This is a genomic window from Paenibacillus sp. FSL W8-1187 (assembly GCF_037965485.1).
In the GTDB taxonomy this organism is placed as follows: Bacteria; Bacillota; Bacilli; order Paenibacillales; family Paenibacillaceae; genus Paenibacillus_O; species Paenibacillus_O pasadenensis.
On sequence record NZ_CP150181.1, the window covers coordinates 886,394 to 913,252 of the forward strand.

Genomic DNA, 26,859 nt, shown 5'->3' on the forward strand with positions numbered 1-26,859 from the left:
TGCGGCTTCGCTTCTTCCGCAGCCTCGATCACGCCTCGCGGCTTCGCTTCTTCCGCATCCGCGAGCGTTCTCCGCCGTTCAAGCCCTGCCGGCGCTTCCGCTCTGCAGCTGCCGCCCGCGCCGCCCGCCGCCTCCGCGGCGGACCGCATGCCGCTTGGCCTGGACGAAGCCCCACGCTCCATCTATGAGCAGGCGCTCGGAGCCCGCTTCGCGGAGCTGCATCCTCGCATCCGCGAGCGCTTCTCGCTGCACAGCCGCTCCGGCCTCGCCGCGCTCGGCACGGGAGTCATGCACGAGGTGTGGCATAATCGGCTGGCCGCGCTTCCGCTCTGCATCGGAACGACGCGCCATATCATGTTTCCGCAAAGCGGCTGCGACGTGCCGTTCACGATCCGCAACTACGCTTACCGCGACCGCTTCGGCCGCGAGACGGTCACCTGGATCCGCTCATTCCGCTTCGGCCGGCAGGAGCGCCGCTTCGACGCGACGATGATCTACAGCCGCGAGCGCGGCTGCATCGTCGATTATCTCGGCAACCGCCAGCATCTGGCGGTGGACATCGAGGCGGAGCCGTCGGAGTGGGGCGGCATCCGCATCCGTTCGGGCGCGCAGCGCTTTTACGAGGGCTGGCTCGGCTTCCGCTTCCCGGAGCTGCTGACCGGCGCGGCCGATGTGCATGAGTGGTACGACGACCGCGCCTGCCGCTTCCGCATCGAGGTGCGCGTGCGCAATCCGCTGCTCGGCGACGTGTTCCGCTACGACGGCAGCTTTGCCGGCGAGCTGCTGGAGGTCGGCCAGGAGCCGCCGCCGGCGGACGTCCTGCCGCGGAGGACCGAGGGGCGCGAGTAGCGGACGGGGCGCAGCCGCCGGCTTGATCCGGCCTGGAGCGGGTCTGCCGGCCGGGCGCCTGCCGTCCCAAGGCCCTCCTCCTTTGAAAGGGATGCTCCGCCGGCTCTTGTTTCTCCGTATGCGGATCTGGACCTTTCTCCCGCCGCTCGCCCGCTCTGTCCACTCTCGCTCAGCCTGTCGCTCGGCTGCTCTCGCTCCGCTCTTTCCGCTATAACCGTTCTTGCCCTGAAGCTCCTCTTCCGCTGGAAGGGGAGTTCGTTTACGATGGAAGGAAAGCCGCGCTACGGTCCGGTTCGATGCGGCCTCGCCGCCCCCGGCAGCCGCTTTTCCCATCCCAAAACGACAGGAGACCTGTTCATGGAAGCGAGCGTATCCATCCTTTTCACCCCCGACATCCTCGCCCGCGCCGCCGAGGCGTTCGGCCTGCAGGGAGAGCCTCGCAAGCTGGGCGACTTCGAAAACTACCTCTTCGAGCTGGAGGATCGCGAGGGCGATCCGGCGATTCTGCGCCTCACCCACAGCAGCCACCGCAGCGCGGAGCAGGTGGAGGAAGAGCTCCGCTGGCTGCGCCATCTGGCCGCCTCAGGGCTGGAAGCGGACGTCGCCGCCTGCGAGCCCGCGCTCTCCGGCGAGTGGGTCGTGCCGCTGGAGGCTGCGGACGGCAGCCGGTTCTACGCCAGCCGCTTCCGCAAGGCGCCCGGCGCCCGCGCCGCGGCCGGGCCGGACGGCTGGGATCCGGCGCTCGTGCGCGAGTGGGGCGCCGTCACCGGTCGCCTGCATCGGGCCAGCGCCTCGTATGAAGCTCATCATCCGCGCCATCATTGGCATGAGGAGGAGCTGACCGTGAGCCGCGGCCAGTATCTGGCCGGCGAGCCGGAGCTGCTGGACCGGTTCGAAGAGGTGCTGGAGGAGCTGCGGCGGCTGCCGCTTGCGGACGACAGCTACGGCCTCATCCACGGCGATATCCACCAAGGCAACTTCCACGCGCATGAAGGCAAGCTGACGGTGTTCGACTTCGACGACGCGGAGTACAACTGGTTCGTGCACGATCTGGCGATCCCGCTCTACTACGCGCTCGGCGGAGCGGCGGTGCAGCAGCTGCCGGAGGTCGAGCGGGAGGCGTACGCGGCTGCGTTTTTCCAGCCTTTTTACGAAGGCTACGCCTCCGAGCATGAGCTGGACCTGGACTGGCTGGACCGGATCGGGCTGTTCATGCGCATGCGGGACCTCGTCCTCTACACCGTGCTGGCCAAGAAGCTCGACGAGTCGGAAAAGGTCGGCCGCATGGCCGACTGGATCGCCGAGATCCGCGCCCGCATCGTCGCCGGCGAGCCGATCTCCAAGCTTGACTTCCGCGCGCTGGCGGCCGAAGCGGCGGGACAGCCGGCTCCGGCGGCCAAGGCGGCATCGGAACGGAGGGACTGACATGGAGCGGATGTCGCTGAGCCGCGATCCGGCTCTGTTCGAGCGGGCGGAGGCGGCCTTCCGCCGGGAAGCCGCCCGCATCCGCGAGCTGCTGCCGGACGCGGACGTCCAGCATATCGGCAGCACGGCGGTGCCGGGCAGCCGGACCAAGGGCGACCTCGACCTGCAGGTGCGCGTGCCGCTGGAGCGGATGGCGGAGGCGGAGGCCGCGCTGGAGCGGCTTTACGACGAAAACGAGGGCAGCGGCCGGACGGAGAGCTTCCGCTCGTTCAAGCGCGACGACGCCGATCCGCCGCTCGGCGTGCAGCTGACGGCGATCGGGTCGGACATGGATTTTTTCGCGCGGCTCCGGGACGCGCTGGCAGCCGATCCGCAGCTGCGCGAGCGGTACGACGCGCTCAAGCTCCGGTTCGACGGCGAGAGCATGGACGAGTACCGCGAGGCCAAGGCGGCGTTTTTCGCGGAAATTTTGGGTAGGGGGGCGAATTAGTCTTCGGGCGAAAGAATATGCCCTTCGTCTAGGAGCACCGTGCCCTCCTACGTCCCGCCGAACGCCCGATCCAAGGCACAAATCTGCCCTGGATCCGCCGGAATCCCGCCGAACAGCCCAATCCAAGGCACAAACCTGCCCTGGATCCCTGGGAATCCCGCCGAACGGCCCGATCCAAGGCACAAACCTGCCCTGGATCCCTGGGAATCCCGCCGAACAGCCCGATCCAAGGCACAAACCTGCCCTGGATCCGCCGGAATTCCGCCGAACAGCCCGATCCAAGGCACAAATCTGCCTTGGATCCCCGGGAATCCCGCCGAACAGCCCGATCCAAGGCACAAACCTGCCCTGGATCCGCCGGAATCCCGCCGAACGGCCCAATCCAAGGCACAAATCTGCCTTGGATTTTTTCCATGCCTCCAAAACCTGTCCGCCGAACCGCGCAGCCCGTCCTCGCATCCGGACTGGACGGGCAAGGCAGCGCGCCGCGCCGGTAACCGCTCGCTCCTTCTTGCCAATAGGCGAAGAACCGATCAAGCCAAGCGCCATCCCTAAGGCCAAGCCTGCCGCCAAGCCCGCCGCCAATCTTTTATTTCTAAGATAGAGTTGGGGTATACTGGTAGCATAGAGACCATCATCTGGGAGGTGCACCACTCGACTCATGGACAAGGTTCTGTCATCGCTGGGCAAGTACCGGCTGTCGGCCGGCGTCGCCCTCTTCATGATGCTGCTGGAGCTGGCCGTCGAGCTCTCGCAGCCGTTCATCATCTCGCGCATCATCGACGCGGGCATCCGCGCCGGCGACACCGGCGTCGTCTGGATGTGGGGCGGCGTGCTGGCCGGAGGCGCGCTGCTGGCGTTCGCGGCAGGCATCATCGGTTCCTACTATGCGGCCTACGCCGCCCAAGGCTTCGGCTACGACCTGCGCGAGCGGCTCTATGCCAAGGTGCAAGGCTTCGCCTTCGAGACGTTCAGCCGCTTCGCCTCCTCCTCGCTCATCACCCGCCTGACCGGCGACGTGAGCCAGGTGCAGGAGACGATCTTCATGGCGCTGCGCTTCATGACGCGCATCCCGCTCGTCGTTGCTGGAAGCGTCATCATGGCGATGGTCGTCAACCTCAAGCTCGGCCTCATGCTGGCGGCGAGCGTGCCGCCGCTGCTGCTGTTCGTCTGGTGGATGATCCGGCGCGCGGGCCGCTTGTTCCAGCTGGTGCAGCAGCGGCTTGACCGGGTCAACGGCGTCATTCAGGAAAATCTGACCGGCATCCGCCTCATCCGCGTCTTCGTCCGCATGGACCAGGAGAACCGCCGCTTCCGCGAGGCGAGCGGCGAGCTCATGCGCGGCACCGTCGGCGCGCTGCGGCTGACCGAGACGACGCTGCCGTTCATCATGCTGCTCGTCAACGCGGCGATCCTCGCGATCCTCTGGTTCGGCCGGCTCGACATCGCCTCCGGCACGGCGACCGAGGGTGAGACCGTCGCCGTCGTCAACTACGCGCTGCGCACGATCGGCGCGATGAGCATGCTCGCGTGGATCGCCGCGATGTTCTCGCGCGCGGGTGCCTCGGCGGGCCGCATCCGCGAGGTGCTGCGCTCGGGAGACGCCGCCTCCAGCGCCGAGCGCGCAGGCGTCGAGCGACTCGCCGGCGCGGATGTCGAATTCAAAAACGTCTCCTTCACCTATCCGGACAGCGACCGGGCGACGCTGGAGGACATCTCGTTCCGCGCGCCGGCCGGCTCGCGGATCGCCATCCTCGGCGCGACCGGCTCCGGCAAGTCGGCGCTCGCCCAGCTGCTGCTGCGGCTGTACGACGCGGACGCGGGCGAGGTGCGCGTCGGCGGGACCGACGTCCGCCGGCTCGACGTGCGCTCGCTGCGCGGGAGCATCGGGTACGTGCCGCAGGAAGCGGTGCTGTTTTCCGGCACGGTGCGCGAAAACATCGCCTGGGGCCGCCCGGAGGCGACCGACGCGCAGATCGCCGAGGCCGCCCGCGCCGCCCAGCTGCACGAGACGATCCTGAACCTGCCGCAGGGCTACGAGACGCGGCTCGGCCAGCGCGGCGTCAACCTGTCCGGCGGCCAGAAGCAGCGGCTGTCGATCGCCCGCGCGCTCGTGCGCGAGCCGCAGCTGCTCGTCCTCGACGACAGCACGAGCGCGCTCGACGTCAAGACCGAGGCCGCGCTGCTCGGCGAGCTCGAGGCGCTGCGCTGCACGACATTCCTCATCACCCAGAAGATCGCATCGACCGCTTCGGCGGATCTCATCCTGCTGCTCGACGAAGGGCGCCTGATCGCGTCCGGCGCGCATGCGGAGCTGCTGCGCGGCTCCGGCCTGTACCGCCGCATCGTGGAGTCGCAAGCGGGAAAGGAGGCGCGCCATGCGTGAACGATGGCTGGACCCGTTCCGCGTCCCCCAGCCGGAGACAGACTCTGCCGCCTCCATGCCGGAGGCGGCGCAAGGCGGCGGCCATCGCGGCGGCACGCGTCCCAAGGCCCGCGCGAAAAACATGTCCGGCACGCTGCGGCGGCTATGGGGCTACCTGGCGGAGCGCAAGCTCAAGCTGACGGCCGTGCTGGCGCTCGTCGCGCTCAGCTCCGGCCTCGCGCTGCTCGGGCCGTACCTCGTCGGCCAGGCGGTCGACCTTTATCTCGATGAAGGCGCGGCGAACGCGCCCGATTTTCCATGGGGATGGTTCCTGCTGCTGCTTGGTGGGGTGTACGTGCTGACCTCGGCCGTCTCCTGGACGCACAACGTCTGGATGATCTCGATCGCGCAGGAGACGGTGTACCGGCTGCGGACCGACCTGTTCACGCATCTGCACCGGCTGCCGATCCCGTTCTACGGGCGGCGCCAGCAGGGCGAGATCATGAGCCGCCTGACCAACGACATCGAGAACGTCAGCGGCACGCTAAACAGCTCGGCGATCCAGATCTTCTCCAGCGTGCTGACGCTCGTCGGCACCGTCTCGGTCATGCTGTGGCTGAGCCCGCTGCTGACGCTGCTGACGTTCACGGTCGTGCCGCTTATGTTCATCGGCATCCGCTGGATCACCCGCCGCACCGGCCCGCTGTTCAAGGTACGCCAGCGCAGCCTCGGCGAGCTCAACGGCTACATCGAGGAGACGCTGTCCGGCCAGCGCATCATCAAGGCGTTCTCCCAGGAGGAGCGCGTCCAGGGCGAGTTCCGCGCGCGCAACGAAGGCATCCGCGCCGCCGGCTTCTGGGCGCAGACGATCTCCGGCTTCATCCCCAAGGTGATGAACAGCCTCAACAACCTCAGCTTCGCCATCGTCGCCGGCATCGGCGGCATCCTCGCCACGCGGGACGTCATCACGGTCGGCACGATCATCGTGTTTGCCGAGTATTCCCGCCAGTTCACGAGGCCGCTCAACGACCTGGCCAACCAGTGGAACACGCTGCTGTCGGCGATCGCGGGGGCGGAGCGGGTGTTCGAGATCATGGACGAGGACACGGAGGAAAAGGAAGACGGCGCGGCGCAGCCGATCGAGCGCGTCTTGGGGGAAGTGCGGTTCGAGCACGTCGGCTTCGCGTACGACGAGGGCAAGCCGATCCTTTCCGGCGTCAGCTTCACGGCTCGGCCGGGCGAGATGATCGCGCTCGTCGGTCCGACCGGCGCGGGCAAGACGACGCTCATCAACCTGCTGTCGCGGTTCTATGAGCCGACGGAGGGACGGATCACGCTCGACGGCCGCGACCTGGCGTCGATCCGGCGGGACAGCCTGCGCTCGCAGATGGCGTTCGTGCTGCAGGACTCGTTCCTGTTCGAGGGCACGATCCGCGAGAACATCCGCTACGGCCGGCTGGACGCCACCGACGCGGAGGTCGAGGAGGCCGCCAAGCTGGCCAACGCCCACAGCTTCATCGTGCGCCTCAAGGGCGGCTACGACAAGCGGTTGAGCGCGGACGGCAGCGGCATCAGCAGCGGCCAGCGCCAGCTGCTCGCGATCGCGCGGGCGATTCTGGCCGATCCGTCCATGCTCGTGCTCGACGAGGCGACGAGTAGCATCGACACGGTGACGGAGATCAAGATCCAGGAAGGGCTGCAGCGGCTCATGCAGGGCCGCACGAGCTTCGTCATCGCGCACCGGCTCGGCACGATCCGCGAGGCGGACCGCATCCTCGTGCTCAAGGACGGCCGCCTGCTGGAGCACGGCTCGCATGAGGAGCTGCTGGCGCAGGACGGCTTTTACGCCGAGCTGTACCGCAGCACGCAGCGCGGCGAGTCGGTCGACAGCGCCAGCGAGTCGGCGGGGTCGAGGGTGTCGGAGGCGGCAGAGGCGGACGTGCAAGCCGCCGGCTCCGGTCCGAAGCGCAGCTCTTTCAAGTGACGAGGCCAATAGAGAAACAGCCGTCCCGGGTTGCCGGGACGGCTGTTGGTCGTTGCGGAAAGGGGAGACGACTCGGCCCATGGGCTCTGTTTCTCCGACCGCCTCAGGCCTCTTCTCTTTTGGACCATCTGTGCCAAAGCGTCGGGTAAAGACATTCTTTTTGGGAACCACTCTAATGTACTCTCTTAGGACCCTCGATAAAATAGATATAGGATTTTACGGATTAAATAACTCTTTATAGTTGGAGGAGTGTTGTTGAGAAGAGCGGGACTTGTACTTTCACTCATGTTTATTATTTCTATAACAGCAATCATCGTAAATTATTTTTCGAAAGATAATCTGACCGTCTTAGAATCTGACGATGGAATAATAGCTGAATGGAATAAGAAACCTCTTGATGGAATAGTCACCTCTATTGCTTTTGGAAACTCCATGTTCGTGGGAGTAGGAAATGGGATAATCGTTACTTCCACCAATGGAGTTGATTGGAGAAGTATCGTCAATGATTCCGAATTTAATTATAATGAAGTATTAAATGATATTAGATTTGTTGAAAATCAATTCATTGCAGTTGGTAATAATGTGATTTATAGATCGTTAGATGGAATCGAATGGGTTAAAGTATTGGAAGACTTTAAAAATCAACGTCATAATGTTGCATATGGAAATGGTGTTTTTGTTTCTTTGGGACATGGAGGTGTGATGAGATCCAAAGACGGAATATCATGGGATTACGATGAATCCTCCCTATATTGGAGTCCAAGAAGTGATTTATGTTTTGCAGATGGGAAATTTGTTGCCGTTGGCCCTTATGAAGCATCTACTTCCAAAGACGGCGTTTCATGGGAGACCACGCAATTTCCTTATATGGATGGAGGAGGGTATCTAACTTCAATTGCATATGGGAATGGAAAGTTTATTGCTATAGGTGGATTAGATGATAATGGAGCTGTTATATGGAGTTCATTAGATGCTATAAAGTGGGATCCTGTTTTACGAGTAAAAGATACCTTCCAAAATGGGCATTTTTTTAATAATAATTTTTACTTTGTTGGAAACAATGTAATAATCAATTCTTCGGACGGTGTTAATTGGAGTATAAAAAATATTCCTAAAAATAAATTCATTTATGACGTTGCCTACGGGAATGGAGGGATAATCGGAGTAGGTAGGTTGGATGAAGATATCGAATTTAAGTATAGAGATGTTTCTCTTAAGCTAAATTATTAACCGCAGCAGGCTGGTGTGCAGGGCGAGTAGGATAAGGACGCTGGCAATTTAGGTCACGCTCCACCCCCTTGCTGACTACCGTTTGGAATAAGCTGCTTTAAGTTCGGCGTCTTCGCTGTGCTTCATCATCTGCGTGATCGGAGGGAGGATAATTCTTCGCAGGGCCGGCGTGCCAGCCATGGCATTTCTTTACGGACTGATGTTCATCTTTTCCATGCTCATCCTGGCTTATGCGATTTTGAGCCATCCTCGCAAAGGGGAGGCCGCTCTGTTCGCGCTTCTGCAGCTGCTGCTGCTGAACAGCGTCTACTCGGTGTACAAAATGATGGCGCTGAAGGGCTCGACGGAAAGCGACAGCTACCTGGTTCTGTTTCGAACGGACTCCTCCGGAGCGGAGAATGCGGCGCTGTTCTCCTTCGCTGCGGCTTTGCTGACGCTGGCGGCCTATATGGCGGCACGGACGTCGCGAGCCAACCAGGAATGAAGCCGACGACTGGACCCCTTGGATTTCTAACGATACGGACGAGCGCTATTCGGCGTTTTTGCGTGCTTTTTTGAGGCTAACGAAACTGAGAGACGCTATTTGGTTGAAAAAGCCGTGTTTGGAGCGAATTCGGCGGCAATAAGGTCATGTAGGTTCGTTAAAATTCAGCGAGGCGAATATTTTACGGAATAAGGCTTGTCAGTATCGTTAGCCCGGAGGCCGAGGGGAGGGAGGCTTCGGCCAAAGGGCAGCTCCGGCCAGCGGCTGAGCGCGGTCGGCAGCGTCATCAAAAGGCGGTCTGAGCGTATTTCTTTGGGGAATGGCAACGATAAAAAACCGGAATGCCCGAAGGCATTCCAGTTTTTTGCTCTGCTTTTCAACCCGTGCCATCCTACGCCTTCAGCGAATTGAGCTTCGCCCGGGGATGGTTGAACGTCTGGATCCAGTTGCGGATGGCCGCGACGATGATGATGATGCCGAGCACGAGCATGATGATCGACAGCACGCCGTTAAGCACGTTGTAGCCGGCGGCCGCAGAGTTCAGGTACACGTTGGTCACCATCCAGTAGCCTGCATAGTTGACGGTGACGAACAGGTAGGCGAGCGGGATGAGGCAGGTCAGCATGTAGCGCCGCTTGTCGGCGACGCGCAGGATGACCGTCGCGCCGATGATGAGGCCGATCGAGGCCATCAGCTGGTTGGAGACGCCGAACAGCGCCCAGACGGAGCTGATGTCGCCGGAATATAGCAGGTAGCCCCACATGAAGCAGGCGAGCACGCTGGCGAAGATCGTGCCCGGCACCCAGTCGACGCGCTTCAGCGGCTTGTAGATCTCGCCGAAGAAGTCCTGGATCAGGTAGCGGGAGACGCGCGTGCCGGCGTCGATCGCGGTCAGGATGAACACGGCTTCGAACATGATGACGAATTGGAAGAAGTACGGCGCCATGTTTTCGAACCACGGAATCTTGGTGAAAATGTACGTCATGCCGACGGCCAGCGTGACCGCGCCGCCGGTGCGGCCTTCGAGCTCGAGGCCGATCTCGCGGTTCAGCTCGGACAGATGCACGGTGCTCATGCCGAGCGCCTCGAACACTTCCGGCTTGGAGTTGATGGCGAAGTAGTCGCCCGGCATCAGGGCCGTGGCTGCGATGAGCGCCATGATGGCGACGAGGCACTCGACGAGCATCGCGCCGAAGGCGACCGGCTTGATGTCGCTCCAGCGGTTGATCATCTTCGGCGTCGTGCCGGAGCCGATGAACGCGTGGAAGCCGGAGATCGCGCCGCAGGCGATCGTGATCGAGATGAACGGCCATACCGGTCCGGCGATGATCGGGCCGCCGCCGCCGATGAACTGCGTGAACGCCGGGAACTGGATCTCCGGGTTGATGACGAAGACGCCGATGATGAGCGCGATGAACACGCCGATTTTCATGAAGCTGCTGAGGTAGTCGCGCGGGGCGAGCAGCAGCCATACCGGCAGGGCGGCGGCGAAGAAGGCGTAGATCGGCAGGATGATCGCCAGCGTCTTGGCGTCGATCGTCAGCCAGTCGCCGAGCATCGTGTCCTGGATGTACGGACCGGCGAACACGCCGATTAGGAGCAGGATGAAGCCGACGGTCGAGGCGAGCTTGAGGTTGCCGGTCTTTTTGTAGAACAGGCCGACGCCCATGGCGATCGGGATCGTGATGGCGACCGCGAACGTGCCCCAAGGGTTGTTCTCGAGCGCATGCAGCACGACCATCGACAGGCCGGCCATCGTGATCGTGATGATGAACAGCATGGCCAGGCCCGTGCAGAAGCCGGCGACTGGACCGAGCTCCTCCTTGGCGACCTCGGACAGCGACTTGCCGCCGCGCCGCATCGAGGCGAACAGCACGACCGCGTCATGCACCGCGCCGCCGACGACGGCGCCGATCAGCAGCCAGAGCAGGCCGGGCAAATAGCCGAACTGCGCCGCGAGGATCGGACCGACGAGCGGACCGGCTGCCGCGATGGCCGCGAAGTGGTGGCCGAAGGCGACCCATTTGTTGGTCGGGACATAGTCCTTGCCGTCCTCCAGCTCATGCGCCGGCGTCGGCTTGGAGTCGTCCAGCTTGAGCACTTTGTAGGCGATGAACGTTCCATATAGGCGGTAGGCGATCAGAAGGAAACAGATCGACCCGATGACGATTGAAACCGCATTCATGTTGTGACCTCCCTAAGAAACCCGTTGTTTCGTCCAGCATAAGGGATGCAAACGGGTTCGGGAGCGTTTTCACGATGAAAAGCGGCCGTCGGGGGATGAAATGCACGGCGAGCCGGATGAGCGGAAGCGCCTTCACGAAAAAGTCGGGCGCTTGGAGCGTCCTGGGGCCGGGGATAGGCTCGGCCAAGCAGCCGCTTCGGCGGCCGTCGGGAGACCCTGCGCCTGCCGCTCCGCCTGCCGCTCCGCCTGCCGCTCCGCCTGCCGCTCCGCCTGCCCCTGCGCCTGCCGCTCCGCCTGCCCCTGCGCCTGCCGCTCCGCCTGCCGCTCCGCCTGCCGCTCCGCCTGCCCCTGCGCCTGCCGCTCCGCCTGCCCCTGCGCCTGCCGCTCCGCCTGCCGCTCCGCCTGCCGCTCCGCGCCCCGCCTACCACCCGAGCCGCTGCTTCAGCTCCTTGAGATGGGTGCGGCTGACCGGGACTTTGTCGCCGGAGCGCAGGATGAGCGTGCAGGTGGAGTGGAACCACGGCTGGATTTCCGCGATCGCGTCCACATGGACGAGGAACGCCCGATGCACGCGCGCGATCGGCGTGCCCTGCAGCTTCTGCTCGAACGCGACGAGCGGCTCGGCGCTGACGTAGGCTTTGCCGTCCGCGAGCGCGATGCGCGTCTTGCCCTCCTCGGAGGCGAGGTAAAGGATGTCGCCGACCGGCAGCAGCATGATGCGCTCGTCGACGGCGACGGCGAGCTTGCCGGTGCGGCTCGGCGCCGAAGCTCCCGGAGCTGCCGAGGCATGCGCCGCTCCGCCGCCGGCTGCGCTGCCGCCGCCCGGCTGCGAAGCCGCTTCGAGCCGCCGCGACAGCTTGTCGATCGTCTGGCGGATGCGCTCCTCGTCGTACGGCTTGAGGATGTAGTCGGCCGCGTCCAGGTCGAACGCCTGGAGCGCATGCTCGTCATAAGCGGTCGCGAACACGATCGCGGGCGGCCGCTCCAGCCGCTGCAGCCGGCGGGCGACGTCGAGTCCGCTCGCCTCCGACAGCTGGATGTCGAGGAAGACGACGTCGGGCGCGGAGTCGGCGATGCCGCGCAGCGCCTCCTCCGCCGTCTCGGCCTCGCCGACGATGTCGACCTTCCGCGTCCGCCGGAGCAGATAGGCCAGCTCGTCGCGCGCGAGCGGCTCATCCTCGACGAGATAGACTTTCAACATAGGGCTCTCCTCCTGTCTGCGCCTGGGAGCGGACCGGCACGGCCAGCACGACGGTCGTGCCCTCGCCGGGGCGGCTGATGATCTCGAACGACGCCTCTCCCTGATAGATTTCCTCGATGCGGGTGCGGATATTATGAAGCGCCGTGCCGGTGCCCGCTGCCGATTCGACCGGCTCGCTGCCGATCGACGAGAGCCGCTCCGGCGCGATGCCGACGCCGTTGTCCTGCGTCTCCAGCCGCATCCGCTCGCCGTCTCGGACGGCGCGGACGGACACGCGGAACGGGCGCTTCCCCTTCAGCGCCGGGCCGAAGGCATGGCGGACGGCGTTCTCCACGAGCGGCTGCAGCGTGAACGGCGGCACGAGCACGGTTTCGAGCTCCGGATCGATGTCCAGCCGCACGTCGTAGCGGCCGGGGAAGCGGGCCTTTTCCAGCGTCAGATACGCCTCGACATGCTCCAGCTCGCTGCGCAGCGGGATGAGCATCTGCCGCGCGCCCTGCAGGTTGCTGCGGAAAAAGACGCCGAGCTGCAGCAGCAGCTTGCGCGCCGTCTCGGGCTCGGTGCGGACGAGCGCGGAGATCGTATTGATCGCGTTGAACAGGAAATGCGGATGCACCTGCGCCTGCAGCGCCTTGACCTCCGCGTCCTTGAGCAGGCGGCTGAGCCGCTCGGCCTCCGCGAGCTCCAGCTGGGTCGAGAACAGGCGGCTGAGCCCTTCGGCCAGCTCCTGCTCGACAAGGTCCATCTGCAGCGGATCGGTGAAATACAGCTTGAGCGTGCCGGCCGTCTGGCCGTGCACGCGCAGCGGCAGCACGATCGCGGCCCGCAGCGGGCAGCCCTCATGCTCGCAGGCGATCGCCTCGCGCGTCTTGGCCTTGAGCAGCGTCCCGTGCTCCAGCACGTTGCGGGTGAGCTGCGTCGACAGGCTCTGCAGCGGGATGTGATGGTCGGAGGCGGCGCCGGCGTGGGCGAGCACCGTCTCGCGGTCGGTGATGGAGATCGCGTCGGCCGTCGTCTCGCGCAGCATGATGGCGGCGACCTCGCGCGAGGAGCGGACGTTCAGCCCCTGGCGGAAATACGGCAGCGTCAGGTCGGCGATATGCAGCGCCTTGTACGTCTGCAGCGCGCTCGTGCGCTCGCCCTCCTGCAGGATCGACTGGATGAACAGCATGAACAGCAGCGTGCCGAAGCCGTTGATGACGATCATCGGCAGCGCGATCACCTCGACGAGCTGCAGCGCCGTATCGAGAGGCCGCGCGAACAGCAGGATCAGTCCCATCTGAATGCACTCCATGACGATGCCGATGACGACGGCCCAGCCGGTCATGCGCTTGCCGGCGCGCCGCAGCCGCGGCCCGAGCAGGCCGGTGACGATGCCGGCGAAGATCGTGGAGAAGCCGCAGGCATAAGCGGTGAAGCCGCCGAGCGACATCCGGTGCAGGCCGGCGACGAGGCCGGCGCCGAGGCCGACGAGCGGCCCCCCGAGCAGGCCGCCGAGCGCGACGCCGAGCACGCGCGTATTGGCGATCGCGCTGTCCGCGTCGACGGCGGTCTGCCACGGCTCGGTGGCGACGAGGCCGCCGCTGATCTTGATGCCGGTATAGTTGCTGACGATGCCGAACACGCCGAAGATGGCGATGAGCAGCAGCTTGTCCTTGAGCCGATGCTCGTGGCGGATGATCTGGCGGAACGACTTCATGCGCGAGAGCAGGAAGACGATGATGAGCAGCAGGCCGACGCGCTCCAGCATGAGCGGCAGCAGATGGACCACGGGCATTCCCTCGCTTTTATGGATCGGGTTCTGCGACTGATTATACCCTAAAAAGCCCAGCCTGCGGCGGGACCCCTCGGGCGAGAAAGCTGGAGTTTCAAGTCATCTTCCATTAAAATGGAATCAGACCAGAAATTGCATGACATCCGCGCCGGCTTGCCGCAGCTTTTGCGGCGGCCGGCCGCCGACTTCCGCCTGGCCGATACGCCGTCCGACTTTGCAAAGGAGGCATTTCCATGGCTTACAATCCGTTTGAGGACAAGTCGCTCCATCTTACCGTGCCGCCGTCCATGCCCGAGGAGCTGAAGGACCGCGAGCCGTTCAATGACGTCATCCGCCACGGCCATATTGTCACCGGCTTCCGCATAAGCCGCTCGCTGCGGCATCTTCCGGCTTGGCTGAATCGGCCGCTGCGCCTGCTGATCGCGGCCCATGTGCTGGTTTTCCTCGGGTCGGTCCTTCACGAATCCGTCGCGCTGGCGTTGGAATTGCTGCCGTTCTGAGCGTTATTTTCTCCGATGCTGCTAATTTCTTGCCCATATGGGTAAAAGAAGGGAATAGGAAATCCGAAGCGGAGGTCGGTGAAGATGAACGAATACCGATTGTTGGACGGAAGCCTGCTCATGACCGACGGCAAGCTGCTGCTGCTCAAGCGCCCCGGCAGGGAGCCGGAGCCGGCAACGGCGGAGGAGGCGCTGCCCGAGCTGCTGGAGCTGCTGGAAGCCCAGCGCGTCAGCAAGGTGGCGCGGCTGCAGATGGAGATCGCCCAGGCGCTGGACGAGTCGATGAAGCTTGGCGCCGAATCGGCGGCCAAGATCGTCATCGACGCCTACCGTCCGGTGCTGGACGAGCGGACGACGCAATAAGCCAAAAAGGACGAAGGCCGGGCTCCTGCTCGGCTTCGTCCTTTTTTTGATATGGAATCAAGTCTATCTGCGCTGGCTGCCGAAAAATCGCTAAAATAGGGGATGAAGACGAGCCCGGGAGGGGAGCGAGCACGGCAAGCCTTGGTTAGGCTTGCTGTTCTTGGCCTTCCGCATAGGCGGCTGCGGCCGCGGCAGGATCGTAGAACATGATCTCGATCAGATGGCCGTCGAGGTCCTCGATGCTGCGGGAGTACATGAATCCCATGTCCTGCGGATCGGCCGCCTCGGCCGCGCCGGCAGAGAGCGCCTTGCCGATCAGCTCGTCTACCTGCTCGCGGCTGTCGGCGGAGAGGGCGAGGATGAGCTCGCTCGTGCGCGCGTCGGCGATGTCCTTGCGGATGAACTTTTTGTAGAACGGGTGGATCAGCAGCATGAGGAACGTGTTCTCGTTGAGGATGACGCAGGCGCCCTCGTCGTTCGTCATCTGCTCGTTGAACTCCAGTCCAAGCGAGCGGTAGAATGCTGTGGAGCGCTCCATGTCCTGCACGGGCAGGTTGATGAAGGTCATTTTCGGCGCGTAAGCCATGTTCGATCTCTCCTTTAATCAGGCGGATTCGGGGATGAGCCTATTGTAGCCCTTCCGCCGAGGGGCCGTTTCTTCTGGATCGCCATGATGGGCAAAAAAAGACGAAAAGCGACGAGTCGCGAAAAGGGAGATGCGCAAAATGAAGCTGGAAATCATCGCGACGAGGCCGGAGGACGCGCTGGCCGCCGAGCGCGGCGGAGCGGACCGGATCGAGCTCGTCAGCGGCATGCTCGAAGGCGGGCTGACGCCGAGCATCGGGCTGGCCGAGGCGGTGGCGGAGCGGGCGTCGATCCCGGTGAACGTCATGATCCGGCCGCATAGCCTGAGCTTCCGCTACGACCGGGAAGAGCTTGCGGTGATGCGCGCGGACATCCGCGCCATCCGGCGCACGCGCGCGGCGGGCATCGTGCTCGGCGCGCTGACGGCCGAGCGGACCGTCGACGCGGCGGCGCTGGAGCTGCTGCTCGGGGAAGCCGAGCATCTGAGCGTGACGTTCCATCGCGCGTTCGACGAGGCGCGCGACCTGGAGGAAGCGCTGGCGGCGCTCGCCCGCTACCCGCAGATCGACCGCATCCTGACGTCGGGCGGCCGCCGGACCGCGCCGGAGGCGGCGCCGGAGCTGCGCCGGCTCGTGCAGGCCGCGGCGGGCACGGGCATCGAGATTCTCGCCGGCAGCGGCATCCGGGCCGTCGGATTGGCGGAGCTCGTCCGCGAGACGGGCATCCGGGAGGTGCATGCGGGATCGTCCGTCCGCGTCGACGGGCATCCGCTGCGGCAGGTTTTGCCGGAGCGGGTGCGCGAGCTGCGGGACATTCTCGGCCGGCTGGAGGCGGAGAGGGCAGCCGCAGGCGGGAGCGGCGGCCAGCCGCCGCTCCGAAGCTGACGCGGCCGCGGCAGAGATCGTGCGCGCGCGGAAAAGGAAGGGCGAAAAGCCCTTCCCCGCCGCTGTCGAAGCGTGACTGGAAGATCAGGACGAATTTCCTGATCTTCTTTTTTTTACAAATTTTCAACCCTCGAGAACCGATGTGCATGCTACGATAGGGCCACAGTCCGCCGGGAAGGCGGCTGATTCGCAGCAGATCTCGGAGGAGGATCCGGATGAAGGACAAGCACCCGTCCCGCAGCTGGGGCAAAAGATGGATGAGCGCGCTGCTCGCGGCAGCCGTCGCGCTGCCTGCGGCGCCGCTCGCCTGGGGAGGCAGCGTCGCCCATGCCGAAGGACCCGCCGACCCGGCGCCGTTCATCAAGGCCAAGGTCGTCAACCACAATGCCGGCAAGAAGATCCTGTTCGACAACGCGCACGGCAATACGGCCGGAGCGGCCGATTGGGTCATCGACGGCGGCTTCTCGGACTTCGGCAACGCGCTCGCGCAGAACGGCTACGATGTGCAGGAGCTGCGCAAGTCCGGCCCGATCGCGCTGGCGGACCTGCAGCCGTACGACGTGTTCGTGACGGCGGAGGCGCAAGTGCCGCTGAAGGCGAGCGAGCAGGCGGCGCTGGCCGCGTACGTGGACGGGGGCGGCAGCGTCTTTTTCATCGGGGACCACTACAACGCCGACCGCAACAAGAACCGCTGGGACGGCAGCGAGGTGTACAACGGCTACCGCCGCGGAGCGTGGAGCAATCCGGCCAAAGGGATGAGCGCCGAGGAAGCCGCGTCCGCCGCGATGCAGGGCGTCGTCAGCTCCGACTGGCTGGCCGAGCAGTTCGGCATCCGCTTCCGCTACAATGCGCTCGGCGACCTGAACGCGAACGTCATCGTGCCTCCGGCGCAGTCCTTCGGCATCACGCAGGGCGTGGGAGCGGTCGCGATGCATGCCGGCTCCACGCTCGCGATCGTCGACCCGGCCAAGGCCAAGGGCATCGTCTACGTGCCGAAGACGACCCAGAAATGGGGCAGCGCCGTCGACCAGGGCGTCTACAACGGCGGCGGCGTCGAGGAAGGCCCGTACGTCGCCGTTTCCAAGAAGGGCGCAGGCAAGGCGGCGTTCATCGGCGACTCCTCGCCGGTCGAGGATGCGACGCCGAAGTACCTGCGGGAGGAGACGGGCGCGCGCAAGACGACGTATGACGGCTTCAAGGAGCAGGACGACGGCCGGCTGCTCGTCAACCTGATCGACTGGCTGTCCGTGGACGAAAGCTACACGAGCTTCGCCCAGGTGGACGGGCTGCAGCTCGACTCGCCGACGCCGCTGCTCGCGATGGAGAATCCGGCCGCGTCGACCGAGCCGCAGGCCGAGCCTTGGGCCGCGCCGAGCGCCGGCTACAAATGGTACGACCCGGCGACGTTCAAGGCCGGCTCCTACGGCTATGTCGGCGGCTCGACGCCAAGCCCGAGCGCTTCGCCGACGGCGTCGCCGAGCGGCACCCCGACGCCGACAAGCTCGCCGACGCCGGCTCCGGGCACGGTCGGCTACGGCTTCGAGGCGCAGGCCGTGCTGCCGAATTCCGGCGCCGAGTTCCCGCTGCGCGTCACGGCGAGCGGCCTGACGCCGGGACAGACGGTGTCCGGGTACAGCTTCGGCGTGTACACGACAGCGAACGGCACGCAGATCGCCCAGGTGCAGAATGCCGACGGCAGCTGGCCGAGCGCTTATGCGTACAGCGCGGCGTTCAGCCTGCAGGCGGACAGCGCGGGCTATGCGTCCAAGGAGCTGACCGTACGGCTGAAGCCCGGCTCCAGCGGCGCTGCCAACATGCGGCTGCGGCTGAACGGCACGAACCTCAAGACCTCCCCGGCGACGCTGGGCGACGTGCCGGCGGAGCCGCTGCCGACGCCGACGCCGACAGCAACGCCGCCGGCCAGCCCGAGCGCGACGCCAACGGCGACGCCGACGCCGAGCGCGACGCCGGAGCCGACGGCAACGCCGACGCCAAGCCCGAGCGCGACGCCGAGCGTCAGCCCAAGCCCGACGCCGGCGCTGTCGATTGCCGCGGCGCGGGCGCTGCCCGCCGGCACGACCGTGACGCTGACCGGGACGGCGCTGCATGAGCCGGGCATCTACGGCGGCGGCGAGTCGTTCTACCTGCAGGACGAGAGCGGCGGCATCTACGTCTACCAGAGCGCGCCCGGCGTCAAGGCCGGCGACCGCGTGACGCTGACCGGCCGGCTCGCCGTCTACAACACCGAGCTGGAGCTGACCGACCTGAGCGCGCTCAGCGTCGTCGGCGGCGGAGCGCCGCCGGCGGCCGCCGATGCCGTCGGCGTCTCGGACGCCAACCAAGGCATGCTTGTCTCGATCGGCGAGGCGGTCATCTCGAATCTCGCCGACGCGGCTCCGAGCGGATCGTTCGAGTTCGATGCGACGACCGATGCCGGCACCAAGACCCGTATCCGCGTCGACGTCCGCACTGGCCTGAGCCGGAGCGAGTTCGGCTACGGCAACGGCGACCGCGTCGTGCTGCAGGGCATCGCCTCGATCTTCAAGGGAACCTATCAGCTCAAGCCGCGCGGACTGGAGGATATCGCCGCCCCGGCAGACCGCATCGCGCCTTCGACCGCGCTGACGCTGTCCGGCGAGCCCAATGCGGCAGGCTGGCATCGCGAGCCGGCCGCGTTCACGCTGGCTGCGACGGATGACCGGGCCGGCGAGCTGGCGACCTTCTACACGCTGAACGGCGGGGAGCCGATCCGCTATGCGGGACCGGCGTCCGTCGAAAGCGAGGGCGAGACGACGATCCGTTACTACTCCGTCGATGCGGCCGGCAACCGCGAGGCGGCCAAAACCGCCGTCGTGCGCCTCGACCGCACCGTGCCGACCGTCCAGCTGACGCAGTCCGGCGCTCCGGTGACGGACGCTGGCTTTACGGACGAGCTGCGCTTCGAGCTCGCCGCCTCCGACGCGATCTCCGGCATCGCGGCGAGCGAGCTGCTGCTGGACGGACTGCCGATCGAGAGCGGCAGCTCGCGGCTCGCGGCCGATCTTGGACTCGGCAGCCACACGATCCGTTATGTCGTGACCGATCTTGCGGGCAACGTGGCGGAGCAGACGACGGCGTTCCAGGTGCGGGCGCAAGCGGGCGGCGCGTCCGGCGCTCCGGGCGTGCCGGTGCTGAGCGACGACAGCGGCCACAAGAACGGGCTGCGGGACGGCCAGTATGCCGTGACGATGAATTTGTGGTGGGGCGAGAACGGCTCCATTTTCCGACTCTATGAAAACGGGATGCTCGTCCGTACCGAGGTGCTGGCGGACCGCACGCCGGCCGCCCAATCGGTCCGCACCGAGTTCAGCGGCAAGAAAAACGGCGTCTACGTCTACACGGCTGAGCTGATCAATCCGCATGGCGTCACGAAAAGCGCGCAGCTCCGCGTCGCCGTGACCGACGCCAATCCGGGCAAGCCGTCCGTGTCGCACAACAACTGGGACGGCGACGGCAGCTACCGCATCTCGGCCAATCTGTGGTGGGGCACGAACGCGACGGAGTACCGGCTGTACGAAAACGGCACGCTCATCGACGTCCAGGCGCTGAGCGCGTCGACGCCGAGCGCGCAGGCCGCGTTCACGGACCTTGCCGGCCGTGCGCCCGGCGTCTATAGCTATCGCGTCGAGCTCGTCAACGCCGCCGGCGTCACGTCGAGCGACACGATCCAGGTCGTCGTCAGCCGCTGACGCTGAAGCTGAAGCGTGGAGACGCGCAGCGCTTGTGGGTCTTCTCCGCGGGGAGCGAAGCCTGAGAGGAGCGAGCTCTGAGCGAAGCAGATCCTAGAGGGCGGATCCTGATAGGCGGATTCCGAGAGAAGCGGATCTTAATGAGCGGAAGGGGCGAACCCTGAGAGGCGCGGCCTTGCGGGAAGCATGGCCTCGGGTTGAAATGCGCATCGGTATCCCAGCAGAGCGCCACAGCGAAGGAAGCGGGCTCCTTAACGGCAAAAATGGCGTTAGGAAGCGCCACAGCGAAGGAAGCGAGCTCCTTAACGGCAAAAATGGCGTTAGGACGCGCCGCAACGAAGAAAGCGAGCTCCTAAACGGCAAAAATGGCGTTAGGACGCGCCAGCAGCCGGCGCCGGGGCAGCCCTAAGAGTTCTTGCTCCTTAAAAAAAGCAAAAACCGGCTGTCGCAGCCGGTTTTTGCTTTTTTTAGTTTCTTGAATCTGGAAGGAGGCACAAGTGGGCGGCGCCGCGCAAGCCGAATTTATCGGGCTGCAGCCGCCGAACGAGTCCGCCCGCGCCGCGCAGCCCGACCCATTTCGGGATGTCCTCGCTCCGTCAAGCTCCGTTCGGCGCCTGGACGCTCAGCCATTTCTTCACGTCGTCGGTGTATTTCCCGTCATTGCGCTCGACGACCGTCAGGAAGTTTTTGACCTTCATCAGCATCGGAGTGAAGCTGCTGGAGCTGGCGGCGTCGGCGACGGCCTTCTTGTAGGCGGCCAGCGCCTCGGCGTCGATCTTCTTGGTATCGTAGTCGAACAGCGGCGTATTGTTGCTGCCGTAGAACAGATGCGTCTTAAGCTGCTCGTAGCGCTCGCTCACCGCCTTGTAGCGGTTCGAGCTCCTGTACTGCAGCAGGAACCTCTCCGCGTCGAGATCGCGCTGCAGCAGCTCGCCCCAGCCGATGACGAGACCGGCGTCGCGCAGCGTCGGCTTGCGCACCTCGTCGGCCATCAGCTTGACGTACAGCTGGATGTCGGCGGTGACGCGGCTTTTCCAGTTCTCGTACAGCGGGTAGTTGATCACCGGGAAAAACATGCCCTCCGCCGTCGCGACGGCATAGCCTTGATCGCGAGAATCGGCTAGCAGCTTGCGGACGCTCTCGCCCTTCGCATGCTTCAGCAGCGACGTATACGTGCCGCTGCCGCCCGCCCTCCAGGCGTCGTCGATCGCCTTTTGCACGCCGCTCTGCTCATAGCGCTGCTGCAGCTTGCCGAGCGCGGCGTTTTGGGCGTTCTCCAGGCGCAGCGCCATCATCGAGGCGGTCCAGCTGTCGACCTTGGACAGATGGTTGTTCAGGTAGTTGACGGCTCGGGCGAGATTGCCGGAGGCGAGGATCGAGATGTACTCCCGGTAGTGCTGCTGGGACGAGGACGCTTCAGTCACGGCCGTAATGGCCGCATGGCCCGGCGCCGGGGCCGGCTGGCCCTCCAGCGCGAAGGCGGAGCCGGCTCCGCCAGCCGTCAGCGACAGGACGAGCAGCGATGCGGCTGTCGTTTTCAACCTCTTTTTCATGATGATCTCCTCCTGTGTTGGATGGGATGCTGCGGTTGCTCTCTCAGACGGTTCTTACACGAGAAGGTTGCAGGGCAATCACGGACACGGGCCGCGCATCCCTTGACCGGCAAGCGATTAAGTGCGATAACCAGTAGCAGGATCAACCATTCGGGAGGTAAACGATGAACCACGAAAAGCTTCTGCGGATCGGCCTCGGCTACCCCGGCGCGAGCGTGAAAACCCCGTTCGACCCGCATATGCCGGTGCTGTTCGTGAAGGACAAGATGTTCGCCCTGCTCGGCTCCACCGGAGGGGTCGAGAGCGTCAATCTCAAGGTCAGTCCGGACGAGGCGTGGCTGCAGCGGGAGACGTACCCGGACGCGGTGCTGCCGGGCTATCACATGAACAAGCGGCACTGGAACACCGTCGTGCTCGGCGGCGCCGTGCCGGACGACGTCGTGGAGGGCATGCTCCAGGAGAGCTATCTGCTCGTCGTGGCGGGCTTGCCCAAGGCGGTTCGAGCCGAGCTGGCGGCCAGCTTGAAGCGGGCGTTTCCGGATCGCGGCGATTAGGTGGAAGCGGAACGAGGTAAGGGAAGGGAAAGGAGCTTGCTGCTCAGGCAGGCTTTTTTGCTATTTCACCGACAACGAGGGAGGAGCAATCCCATGACCATGAAAACGAAAAAAGCGGCCGTGCTGCTGCTCGGAGCCTCGATCGCGCTCGCCGCCTGCTCCAATGCGAAGAACGAGCCGAGCCCGTCCCCGACGGCCGCGGCTCCATCGCCGCAAGCGTCGGCGAGCGTGCAGCCGTCGGGGGCGGCGCCGCCCGCCGAGACCGGCGGCGCGGACAATGCCGGCAGCGGGGCCGAGGCCGGAGCCGTCCGCTATTTCGGCGAGTGGAAGGTGACCGGCGACGTGGCCAGCACGCCCGTATCCGCCGGACCGGATGAATCCCTGATCGGCCAGGAGGCGTCCTTCTCCAAGGAATCGGCCCGCTTCGGCGACGCCGAGACGGCGAATCCCGTGTACGAGGAGAAGTCCTTGACCGCCGAGCAGTTCGCTCAGGATTACCGGATGCAGCTGAGCGACCTCGGCATCGAAGGAGAGTCGGCGCAGACAGTCGAGATCAAAGATTTCGCGGGACCGAGCGGCATGTTCTTCATCAAGGACGACTCGACGCTGCTGATGATTCTGGACGGCGTATTCTACGAGCTGAGCCGGGCTTGACCGGCTGAACGGCCCAAAAAGGCTGTCCTCGAAGGTCAACGAGGTTGACCGGGGACAGCCCTTTTTTGATTTTCCGACGAAACGGCGAAGCTCCGGCTACCGGGTCTGCTGCTCCGTCGTAATCATCCAGTTCACGCCGAAGCGGTCCGTCAGCTGGCCGAACAGCGTGCCCCAGAACGCCTGCTCGAGCGGATGGTAGATTTGGCCGTCCTGCGACAAGCGGTCAAAGGCGCTGCGCGCATCCGCGTCGTCCGTGAACTCCAGCGACAGGAACGTATGGCTGCCCGGCTGCGGCGTCAGGATGCCGTCACATAGGAAAAACGTCACGCCGCCGGCGACGATCGTCATGTGGAGCACCTTGTCCGAGGCGTCCGGTCCGGCGCCGGGCATCTGGTCATGCGTCATGACGTTCAGAATTTCGCCGCCGAGCGCTTCGATATAAAATTCCGCCTGCTGACGGGCGTTGACGGACATGAGGTACGGAGTAAGCTTGGCCATGGAGGATTCCAACCTTTCGAAGGGGAGTGTGCTTTCACGTCTAAGCATAACCGAACCAGGGGAGGCGGATTTCTTCCGGATCGCCATCCTGACGGAAGGCGTCCGTTCGGCCGCTCGTCCGGCTCGAGACTCTTTGTGCGCGGAGCCTCATTCCGGCGGAGCGCCGGATCGGGTACAATACAGGCAAGCGATTGTCCATTTTCAACCATGTATGCGCTACCATATGAAAAGAACCGAAAGGACGGACGCGATGGAAGCCTACACGCGCGCGCTCATCGAACGGATGGGCATGCTGCTCATCCTGATGTTCATCATGACCCGGCTGCCGCTGTTCCGCATGCTGCTCGACCGCGCCGTCACACTGCGGACGGGGCTGCTGCACGCCGTCATGTTCGGCCTCATCGGCATCGCCGGCACGCATGCGGGCGTGCTGGCGGGACCGGGCGGCATGGACGCCGCCTTCTGGATCCGCGAGGCGCGGCCGGATCAGCTGCTGGCGCACTCGGCGCTGATCGGCGTCGTGCTTGGGGGGCTGCTCGGCGGAGCGAGCGTCGGGGCCGGAGCGGGCCTCATCGCCGGCGCGTACGCCGCCTCGCTCGACGGCATGGCCGCAGACGCCTACCTCATCTCGACGCCGATCATCGGGCTGCTCGCCGGACTGGTCGCCCGCTTCTTCTATGAAGAGCGGATCATCGCGCCGATCAAGGCGTTTTTTATCGGCGTGTTCGCCCCGATCCTGCAAATGGGCGTCATCCTCATCGCCACGACCGCGTCGCCGGAGTCGATCCGCCTCGTCAACGAGATCGGCATGCCGATGGTCATCTCCAGCAGCCTCGGCATCGCCTTGTTCGTCGCGATGATCCAGGTCGCGCTTGGCGAGCAGGAGCGCGCCGGGGCGGCGGAGACGCAGCGGGCGCTCGCGGTCGCCGGCACGGTGCTGCCGCATCTGGAAGGCCAGCTCACGCCCGACCGGGCGGCCGCCGCGGCCCGCGAGCTCGCGGGCGCGCTCGGAGTCGACGCGGTCGCCGTGGCGGACACGGCCGCCGTGCTGGCGCATTGCGGTCCCGGCGCGGAGCGGTTCCGGCCCGAGCATCCGCTCGCCTCGGCGCCGTGCCGACGCGCGCTGCAAGAGGACCGGGTGCTCGTCGCCGAGCCGACGCGGACGGCGGACGAGCCGCCGCATCCGGCAGGGGGAAGGCTGCGGCAGCGGGCCGCGGCGCTCGCCAGGCGCGGCGTGCTGGAGAGCAAGCAGGGGCCGGGCGCCGTCGTGCTCATCCCGTTCCGGCAGGCCGGCCAGCCGGTCGGCGCGCTGCAGCTGTTCTACCGCAGCCGCCGGCAGGTGCGGCGCATCGAGGAGGAGTTCGCGGCGGGCCTCGCCCGCCTGCTCTCGACGCAGCTGACGCTGTCGCGGGCGGCGGAGCTGGAGGTGCTGACCAAGGACGCCGAGCTGAGGGCGCTGCAGGCGCAGATCCATCCTCATTTTCTGTTCAACACGCTTAATTCCATCGTCACGCTCATCCGCACCGCGCCGGACGACGCGCGGCAGCTGACGCGGCAGCTCGCGCAGTTCATGCGGGCGAGCCTGCGCACGGCGCACTCGCCGCTCATCCCGCTGAGCCAGGAGCTGGAGCATCTCGGCGCGTATCTGGACATCCTGCGCGTGCGCTTCGGCGACCAGATGGAGCTGCGGGGCCTCTCGGGCGACGGGCTGCCCGATGCGTTCATCCCGCCGTCGACGCTGCAGCCGCTCGTGGAGAACTGCATCCGCCACGGGCTGGCGAGCCGGCCGGCCGGCGGAGCGGCTGCCGTCGAAGCGGAGGCGGATGCGGAAGGGATCCTCATTTCCGTGCGGGACAACGGCACCGGCATCCGGGCGGAGCTGCTGCCGCTGCTAGGGGCCGCGCCGCTGGCGACGCTGGAGGCGGTGCCGCAGGCGCCGCTCGGCGCAGCGTCGCAGGCGCCGCTGCAAGCCGGGCCCCGCGCCGCGCTGGACGCGAAGCCTCCGGCCGCAGAGCCGGACGCGGCGGGGGCGAGCAACGGTCTCGGCGTGTACAACGTCAATCAGCGGCTCATCCGGCTCGTTGGAGCGGAGGCCGCGCTCGTATATGAGAATCTGCCCGAGGGCGGGAGCCGCGTGACGTTCCGGCTGCCGCGGGCGAGGAGGGATGCGGATTGAGAGACTTGGAGAAAGGCACGGGGCGATCGCTGACCGTGCTCATTGCCGACGACGAGCGGCTCGCGCGGGAGGAGCTCGTCTACCTGCTGTCGCGGGAGGCCGGCGTCGAGCTGGTCGGCCAGGCGTGCAGCGGGCGCGAGGCGCTGGAGCAGGCCCGCCGCCTGCGGCCGGACGCGCTGTTCCTCGACGTGGAGATGCCGGAGGGCAGCGGCCTGCAGGCGGCTCGGCGGCTGCGGGAGGAGGGCTCCGCGCCGATGATCGTGTTCACGACCGCCTACGACCGCTATGCGGTGGAGGCGTTCGGCGTCGAGGCGGTCGACTACCTGCTCAAGCCGTACGAGGAGGAGCGGCTGCGCGAAGCGCTGGCCCGGCTGCGGCAGCGCAAGGAAGCGGGGACGGAGCCGGCGAGCCGGGAGGGCGGTCCGGCAGGTGGCATGTTGCCGGAGACGGAGGGCGGCGCGGATCGCCCGCTCGCCGAGGCGGCGGCCGTAGCGGACTTGTCCGCCGCCCCGTCTTTGGAGGGCTCGGTCCGGCCGTCCGATCAGCAAGAGGGCGAGGTGGCCTCGGCCGCCGCTTCTCCCGCCGCCGGAGCCGTCCCGAGAATCGATCACGCTGGCATAGATCCAGCCGCCTCCGTCCCGCGCAAGGCACGGCTGCTCGTCGAGGACGGCGGCCGCATGATCGTGCTCGACGCGGCGCTGCTGCTGTACGCCGCCAAGGAGGACAAGTCCACGCGCCTGCGCATGGCCGACGGCTCGGACCATTTCACCCGGCAGACGCTGCAGGAGCTGGAGGAACGGCTCGGCCGCGGATTTTTTCGCCCGCATCGCAGCTATCTCGTCCATCTCGACTATATCAAGGAGATCGAGCCCTGGTTCAACGGTGCGTACAATCTGGTGCTGAAGCATGCCGAGGGAGAGCGGATTCCGGTCTCGCGCGCAGCCGCGAAGGACATGCTGCGGCTGCTGGAAGGAAGCTGAGCGGATGCGTCTGGCGGCGCAGCGCCCCCTGCCTGACCCTAACGATACCAGCAAGCGCTATTTGGCGGTTTGGATGGCTTTTTCGGAGCTATCGATACGGAGGAGCGCTATTTTGTCGAAAAAGCGGCTTTGGGAGCGACTTGGGCAGCAATAAGGCCTGTCCGTATCGTTAGCATTCCATTCGGCGCGAATCGGAAGGAATAAGGGCTGTGAGTATCATTAGCTGGCGGAGCAGGCGAATGGGAACGCCCGACTCGCTCGTCGCGATGGGCGGCGGGGCTGGCGGAGCGCGCCTGGCGCACAGCGTGGCCCTCCCTGCAGGATCATTCTTGACCCTAATGCGGCCAGGACGCTGTGTTCGCTCGCTGGCGAGTCAAGTTTGAATTTCCAACCGTTC

The 26,859-nt window shown here is 65.4% G+C and carries 21 protein-coding genes; 15 read left to right on the forward strand and 6 right to left on the reverse strand.

Annotated features, from left to right (window positions below; translation table 11 throughout):
* The first annotated feature begins 147 nt into the window (after positions 1 to 147).
* From NYE40_RS03930 to NYE40_RS03960, 7 genes are all read left to right on the forward strand, one after another.
* Positions 148 to 849 carry a DUF4166 domain-containing protein gene (locus tag NYE40_RS03930; protein ID WP_028600088.1) on the forward strand — a complete coding sequence of 234 codons (702 nt, stop codon included), beginning with the start codon at positions 148 to 150 and terminating at the stop codon, positions 847 to 849.
* A 264-nt stretch (positions 850 to 1,113) separates the two neighbouring features.
* Entirely contained in the window at positions 1,114 to 2,274 is a 1,161-nt protein-coding gene (locus tag NYE40_RS03935; protein WP_101808526.1) for a phosphotransferase, read from the forward strand.
* 1 nt (position 2,275) lies between these two features.
* Positions 2,276 to 2,764, forward strand: a complete 489-nt coding sequence (locus NYE40_RS03940; protein ID WP_101808527.1) for a GrpB family protein — start codon at positions 2,276 to 2,278, stop codon at positions 2,762 to 2,764.
* 661 nt (positions 2,765 to 3,425) lie between these two features.
* Positions 3,426 to 5,150 carry an ABC transporter ATP-binding protein gene (locus tag NYE40_RS03945; protein WP_101808528.1) on the forward strand — a complete coding sequence of 575 codons (1,725 nt, stop codon included), beginning with the start codon at positions 3,426 to 3,428 and terminating at the stop codon, positions 5,148 to 5,150.
* A complete protein-coding gene (locus NYE40_RS03950) occupies positions 5,143 to 7,113 on the forward strand; it encodes an ABC transporter ATP-binding protein (RefSeq protein WP_101808529.1) in 1,971 nt (656 codons plus the stop codon). Before NYE40_RS03945 ends, NYE40_RS03950 begins: the two co-directional genes overlap by 8 nt.
* A 255-nt stretch (positions 7,114 to 7,368) precedes the next feature.
* A complete protein-coding gene (locus NYE40_RS03955) occupies positions 7,369 to 8,343 on the forward strand; it encodes a hypothetical protein (RefSeq protein ID WP_127464480.1) in 975 nt (324 codons plus the stop codon).
* 178 nt (positions 8,344 to 8,521) lie between these two features.
* On the forward strand, positions 8,522 to 8,827 hold the full coding sequence (locus NYE40_RS03960; protein ID WP_028600091.1) for a hypothetical protein: 306 nt from the start codon (positions 8,522 to 8,524) through the stop codon (positions 8,825 to 8,827).
* 391 nt (positions 8,828 to 9,218) lie between these two features.
* On the opposite strand, the gene cstA is transcribed toward NYE40_RS03960, so the two are convergent.
* From cstA to NYE40_RS03975, 3 genes are all read right to left on the reverse strand, one after another.
* Positions 9,219 to 11,012, reverse strand: a complete 1,794-nt coding sequence (cstA, locus tag NYE40_RS03965; protein WP_339279304.1) for a carbon starvation protein CstA — start codon at positions 11,010 to 11,012, stop codon at positions 9,219 to 9,221.
* A gap of 421 nt (positions 11,013 to 11,433) precedes the next feature.
* On the reverse strand, positions 11,434 to 12,213 hold the full coding sequence (locus tag NYE40_RS03970; protein ID WP_028600093.1) for a LytTR family transcriptional regulator DNA-binding domain-containing protein: 780 nt from the start codon (positions 12,211 to 12,213) through the stop codon (positions 11,434 to 11,436).
* A complete protein-coding gene (locus tag NYE40_RS03975) occupies positions 12,185 to 13,984 on the reverse strand; it encodes a sensor histidine kinase (RefSeq protein WP_028600094.1) in 1,800 nt (599 codons plus the stop codon). The genes NYE40_RS03970 and NYE40_RS03975 overlap by 29 nt, the downstream gene beginning before the upstream one ends.
* A gap of 236 nt (positions 13,985 to 14,220) precedes the next feature.
* Between NYE40_RS03975 and NYE40_RS03980 the strand changes: the two genes are divergently transcribed.
* Entirely contained in the window at positions 14,221 to 14,487 is a 267-nt protein-coding gene (locus NYE40_RS03980; protein WP_043111681.1) for a hypothetical protein, read from the forward strand.
* A gap of 84 nt (positions 14,488 to 14,571) precedes the next feature.
* Positions 14,572 to 14,850, forward strand: coding sequence for a hypothetical protein (locus NYE40_RS03985; protein ID WP_127464496.1), 279 nt, complete (start codon positions 14,572 to 14,574; stop codon positions 14,848 to 14,850).
* Between the two features lie 145 nt (positions 14,851 to 14,995).
* On the opposite strand, the gene NYE40_RS03990 is transcribed toward NYE40_RS03985, so the two are convergent.
* A complete protein-coding gene (locus tag NYE40_RS03990; protein ID WP_028600096.1) occupies positions 14,996 to 15,436 on the reverse strand; it encodes a VOC family protein in 441 nt (146 codons plus the stop codon).
* 139 nt (positions 15,437 to 15,575) lie between these two features.
* Between NYE40_RS03990 and NYE40_RS03995 the strand changes: the two genes are divergently transcribed.
* Together NYE40_RS03995 and NYE40_RS04000 are read left to right on the forward strand one after the other, a co-directional pair.
* On the forward strand, positions 15,576 to 16,319 hold the full coding sequence (locus NYE40_RS03995) for a copper homeostasis protein CutC (protein ID WP_052333498.1): 744 nt from the start codon (positions 15,576 to 15,578) through the stop codon (positions 16,317 to 16,319).
* 215 nt (positions 16,320 to 16,534) lie between these two features.
* Complete coding sequence (locus tag NYE40_RS04000; protein WP_146000493.1) at positions 16,535 to 20,047, forward strand: chitinase N-terminal domain-containing protein; 3,513 nt, start codon at positions 16,535 to 16,537, stop codon at positions 20,045 to 20,047.
* 596 nt (positions 20,048 to 20,643) lie between these two features.
* Here NYE40_RS04000 and NYE40_RS04005 read toward each other — a convergent pair.
* Positions 20,644 to 21,600 (reverse strand): hypothetical protein, encoded by a 957-nt coding sequence (locus NYE40_RS04005; protein WP_339279305.1) that lies wholly within the window; start codon positions 21,598 to 21,600, stop codon positions 20,644 to 20,646.
* A gap of 164 nt (positions 21,601 to 21,764) precedes the next feature.
* Between NYE40_RS04005 and NYE40_RS04010 the strand changes: the two genes are divergently transcribed.
* Both NYE40_RS04010 and NYE40_RS04015 read left to right on the forward strand, forming a co-directional pair.
* Positions 21,765 to 22,154 (forward strand): MmcQ/YjbR family DNA-binding protein, encoded by a 390-nt coding sequence (locus NYE40_RS04010; protein ID WP_043111682.1) that lies wholly within the window; start codon positions 21,765 to 21,767, stop codon positions 22,152 to 22,154.
* 93 nt (positions 22,155 to 22,247) lie between these two features.
* Positions 22,248 to 22,808 carry a hypothetical protein gene (locus tag NYE40_RS04015; RefSeq protein ID WP_101808531.1) on the forward strand — a complete coding sequence of 187 codons (561 nt, stop codon included), beginning with the start codon at positions 22,248 to 22,250 and terminating at the stop codon, positions 22,806 to 22,808.
* A gap of 96 nt (positions 22,809 to 22,904) precedes the next feature.
* On the opposite strand, the gene NYE40_RS04020 is transcribed toward NYE40_RS04015, so the two are convergent.
* Complete coding sequence (locus NYE40_RS04020) at positions 22,905 to 23,306, reverse strand: VOC family protein (RefSeq protein WP_028600099.1); 402 nt, start codon at positions 23,304 to 23,306, stop codon at positions 22,905 to 22,907.
* A gap of 250 nt (positions 23,307 to 23,556) precedes the next feature.
* On the opposite strand from NYE40_RS04020, the gene NYE40_RS04025 reads away from it, so the two are divergent.
* Positions 23,557 to 25,482: a LytS/YhcK type 5TM receptor domain-containing protein gene (locus NYE40_RS04025; protein ID WP_028600100.1), complete on the forward strand. Its 1,926-nt coding sequence runs from the start codon at positions 23,557 to 23,559 to the stop codon at positions 25,480 to 25,482.
* Positions 25,479 to 26,462 carry a LytTR family DNA-binding domain-containing protein gene (locus tag NYE40_RS04030; protein WP_084137490.1) on the forward strand — a complete coding sequence of 328 codons (984 nt, stop codon included), beginning with the start codon at positions 25,479 to 25,481 and terminating at the stop codon, positions 26,460 to 26,462. Before NYE40_RS04025 ends, NYE40_RS04030 begins: the two co-directional genes overlap by 4 nt.
* Positions 26,463 to 26,859 lie beyond the last annotated feature (397 nt).

Bases quoted from the DNA above. Each gene is read 5' to 3' on its own strand.
- NYE40_RS03950 (WP_101808529.1), top strand. From the start codon at position 5,143: ATGCGTGAACGATGGCTGGACCCGTTCCGCGTCCCCCAGCCGGAGACA.
- NYE40_RS03945 (WP_101808528.1), top strand. From the start codon at position 3,426: ATGGACAAGGTTCTGTCATCGCTGGGCAAGTACCGGCTGTCGGCCGGC.
- NYE40_RS03980 (WP_043111681.1), top strand. From the start codon at position 14,221: ATGGCTTACAATCCGTTTGAGGACAAGTCGCTCCATCTTACCGTGCCG.
- NYE40_RS04025 (WP_028600100.1), top strand. From the start codon at position 23,557: ATGGAAGCCTACACGCGCGCGCTCATCGAACGGATGGGCATGCTGCTC.
- NYE40_RS03990 (WP_028600096.1), bottom strand. From the start codon at position 15,436: ATGGCTTACGCGCCGAAAATGACCTTCATCAACCTGCCCGTGCAGGAC.
- NYE40_RS04020 (WP_028600099.1), bottom strand. From the start codon at position 23,306: ATGGCCAAGCTTACTCCGTACCTCATGTCCGTCAACGCCCGTCAGCAG.
- NYE40_RS03995 (WP_052333498.1), top strand. From the start codon at position 15,576: ATGAAGCTGGAAATCATCGCGACGAGGCCGGAGGACGCGCTGGCCGCC.
- NYE40_RS03960 (WP_028600091.1), top strand. From the start codon at position 8,522: ATGGCATTTCTTTACGGACTGATGTTCATCTTTTCCATGCTCATCCTG.
- NYE40_RS04005 (WP_339279305.1), bottom strand. From the start codon at position 21,600: ATGAAAAAGAGGTTGAAAACGACAGCCGCATCGCTGCTCGTCCTGTCG.
- NYE40_RS03940 (WP_101808527.1), top strand. From the start codon at position 2,276: ATGGAGCGGATGTCGCTGAGCCGCGATCCGGCTCTGTTCGAGCGGGCG.
- NYE40_RS03985 (WP_127464496.1), top strand. From the start codon at position 14,572: ATGAACGAATACCGATTGTTGGACGGAAGCCTGCTCATGACCGACGGC.
- NYE40_RS03935 (WP_101808526.1), top strand. From the start codon at position 1,114: ATGGAAGGAAAGCCGCGCTACGGTCCGGTTCGATGCGGCCTCGCCGCC.
- NYE40_RS04000 (WP_146000493.1), top strand. From the start codon at position 16,535: ATGAAGGACAAGCACCCGTCCCGCAGCTGGGGCAAAAGATGGATGAGC.
- cstA (WP_339279304.1), bottom strand. From the start codon at position 11,012: ATGAATGCGGTTTCAATCGTCATCGGGTCGATCTGTTTCCTTCTGATC.
- NYE40_RS03970 (WP_028600093.1), bottom strand. From the start codon at position 12,213: ATGTTGAAAGTCTATCTCGTCGAGGATGAGCCGCTCGCGCGCGACGAG.
- NYE40_RS04010 (WP_043111682.1), top strand. From the start codon at position 21,765: ATGAACCACGAAAAGCTTCTGCGGATCGGCCTCGGCTACCCCGGCGCG.
- NYE40_RS03930 (WP_028600088.1), top strand. From the start codon at position 148: ATGCCGCTTGGCCTGGACGAAGCCCCACGCTCCATCTATGAGCAGGCG.
- NYE40_RS04015 (WP_101808531.1), top strand. From the start codon at position 22,248: ATGACCATGAAAACGAAAAAAGCGGCCGTGCTGCTGCTCGGAGCCTCG.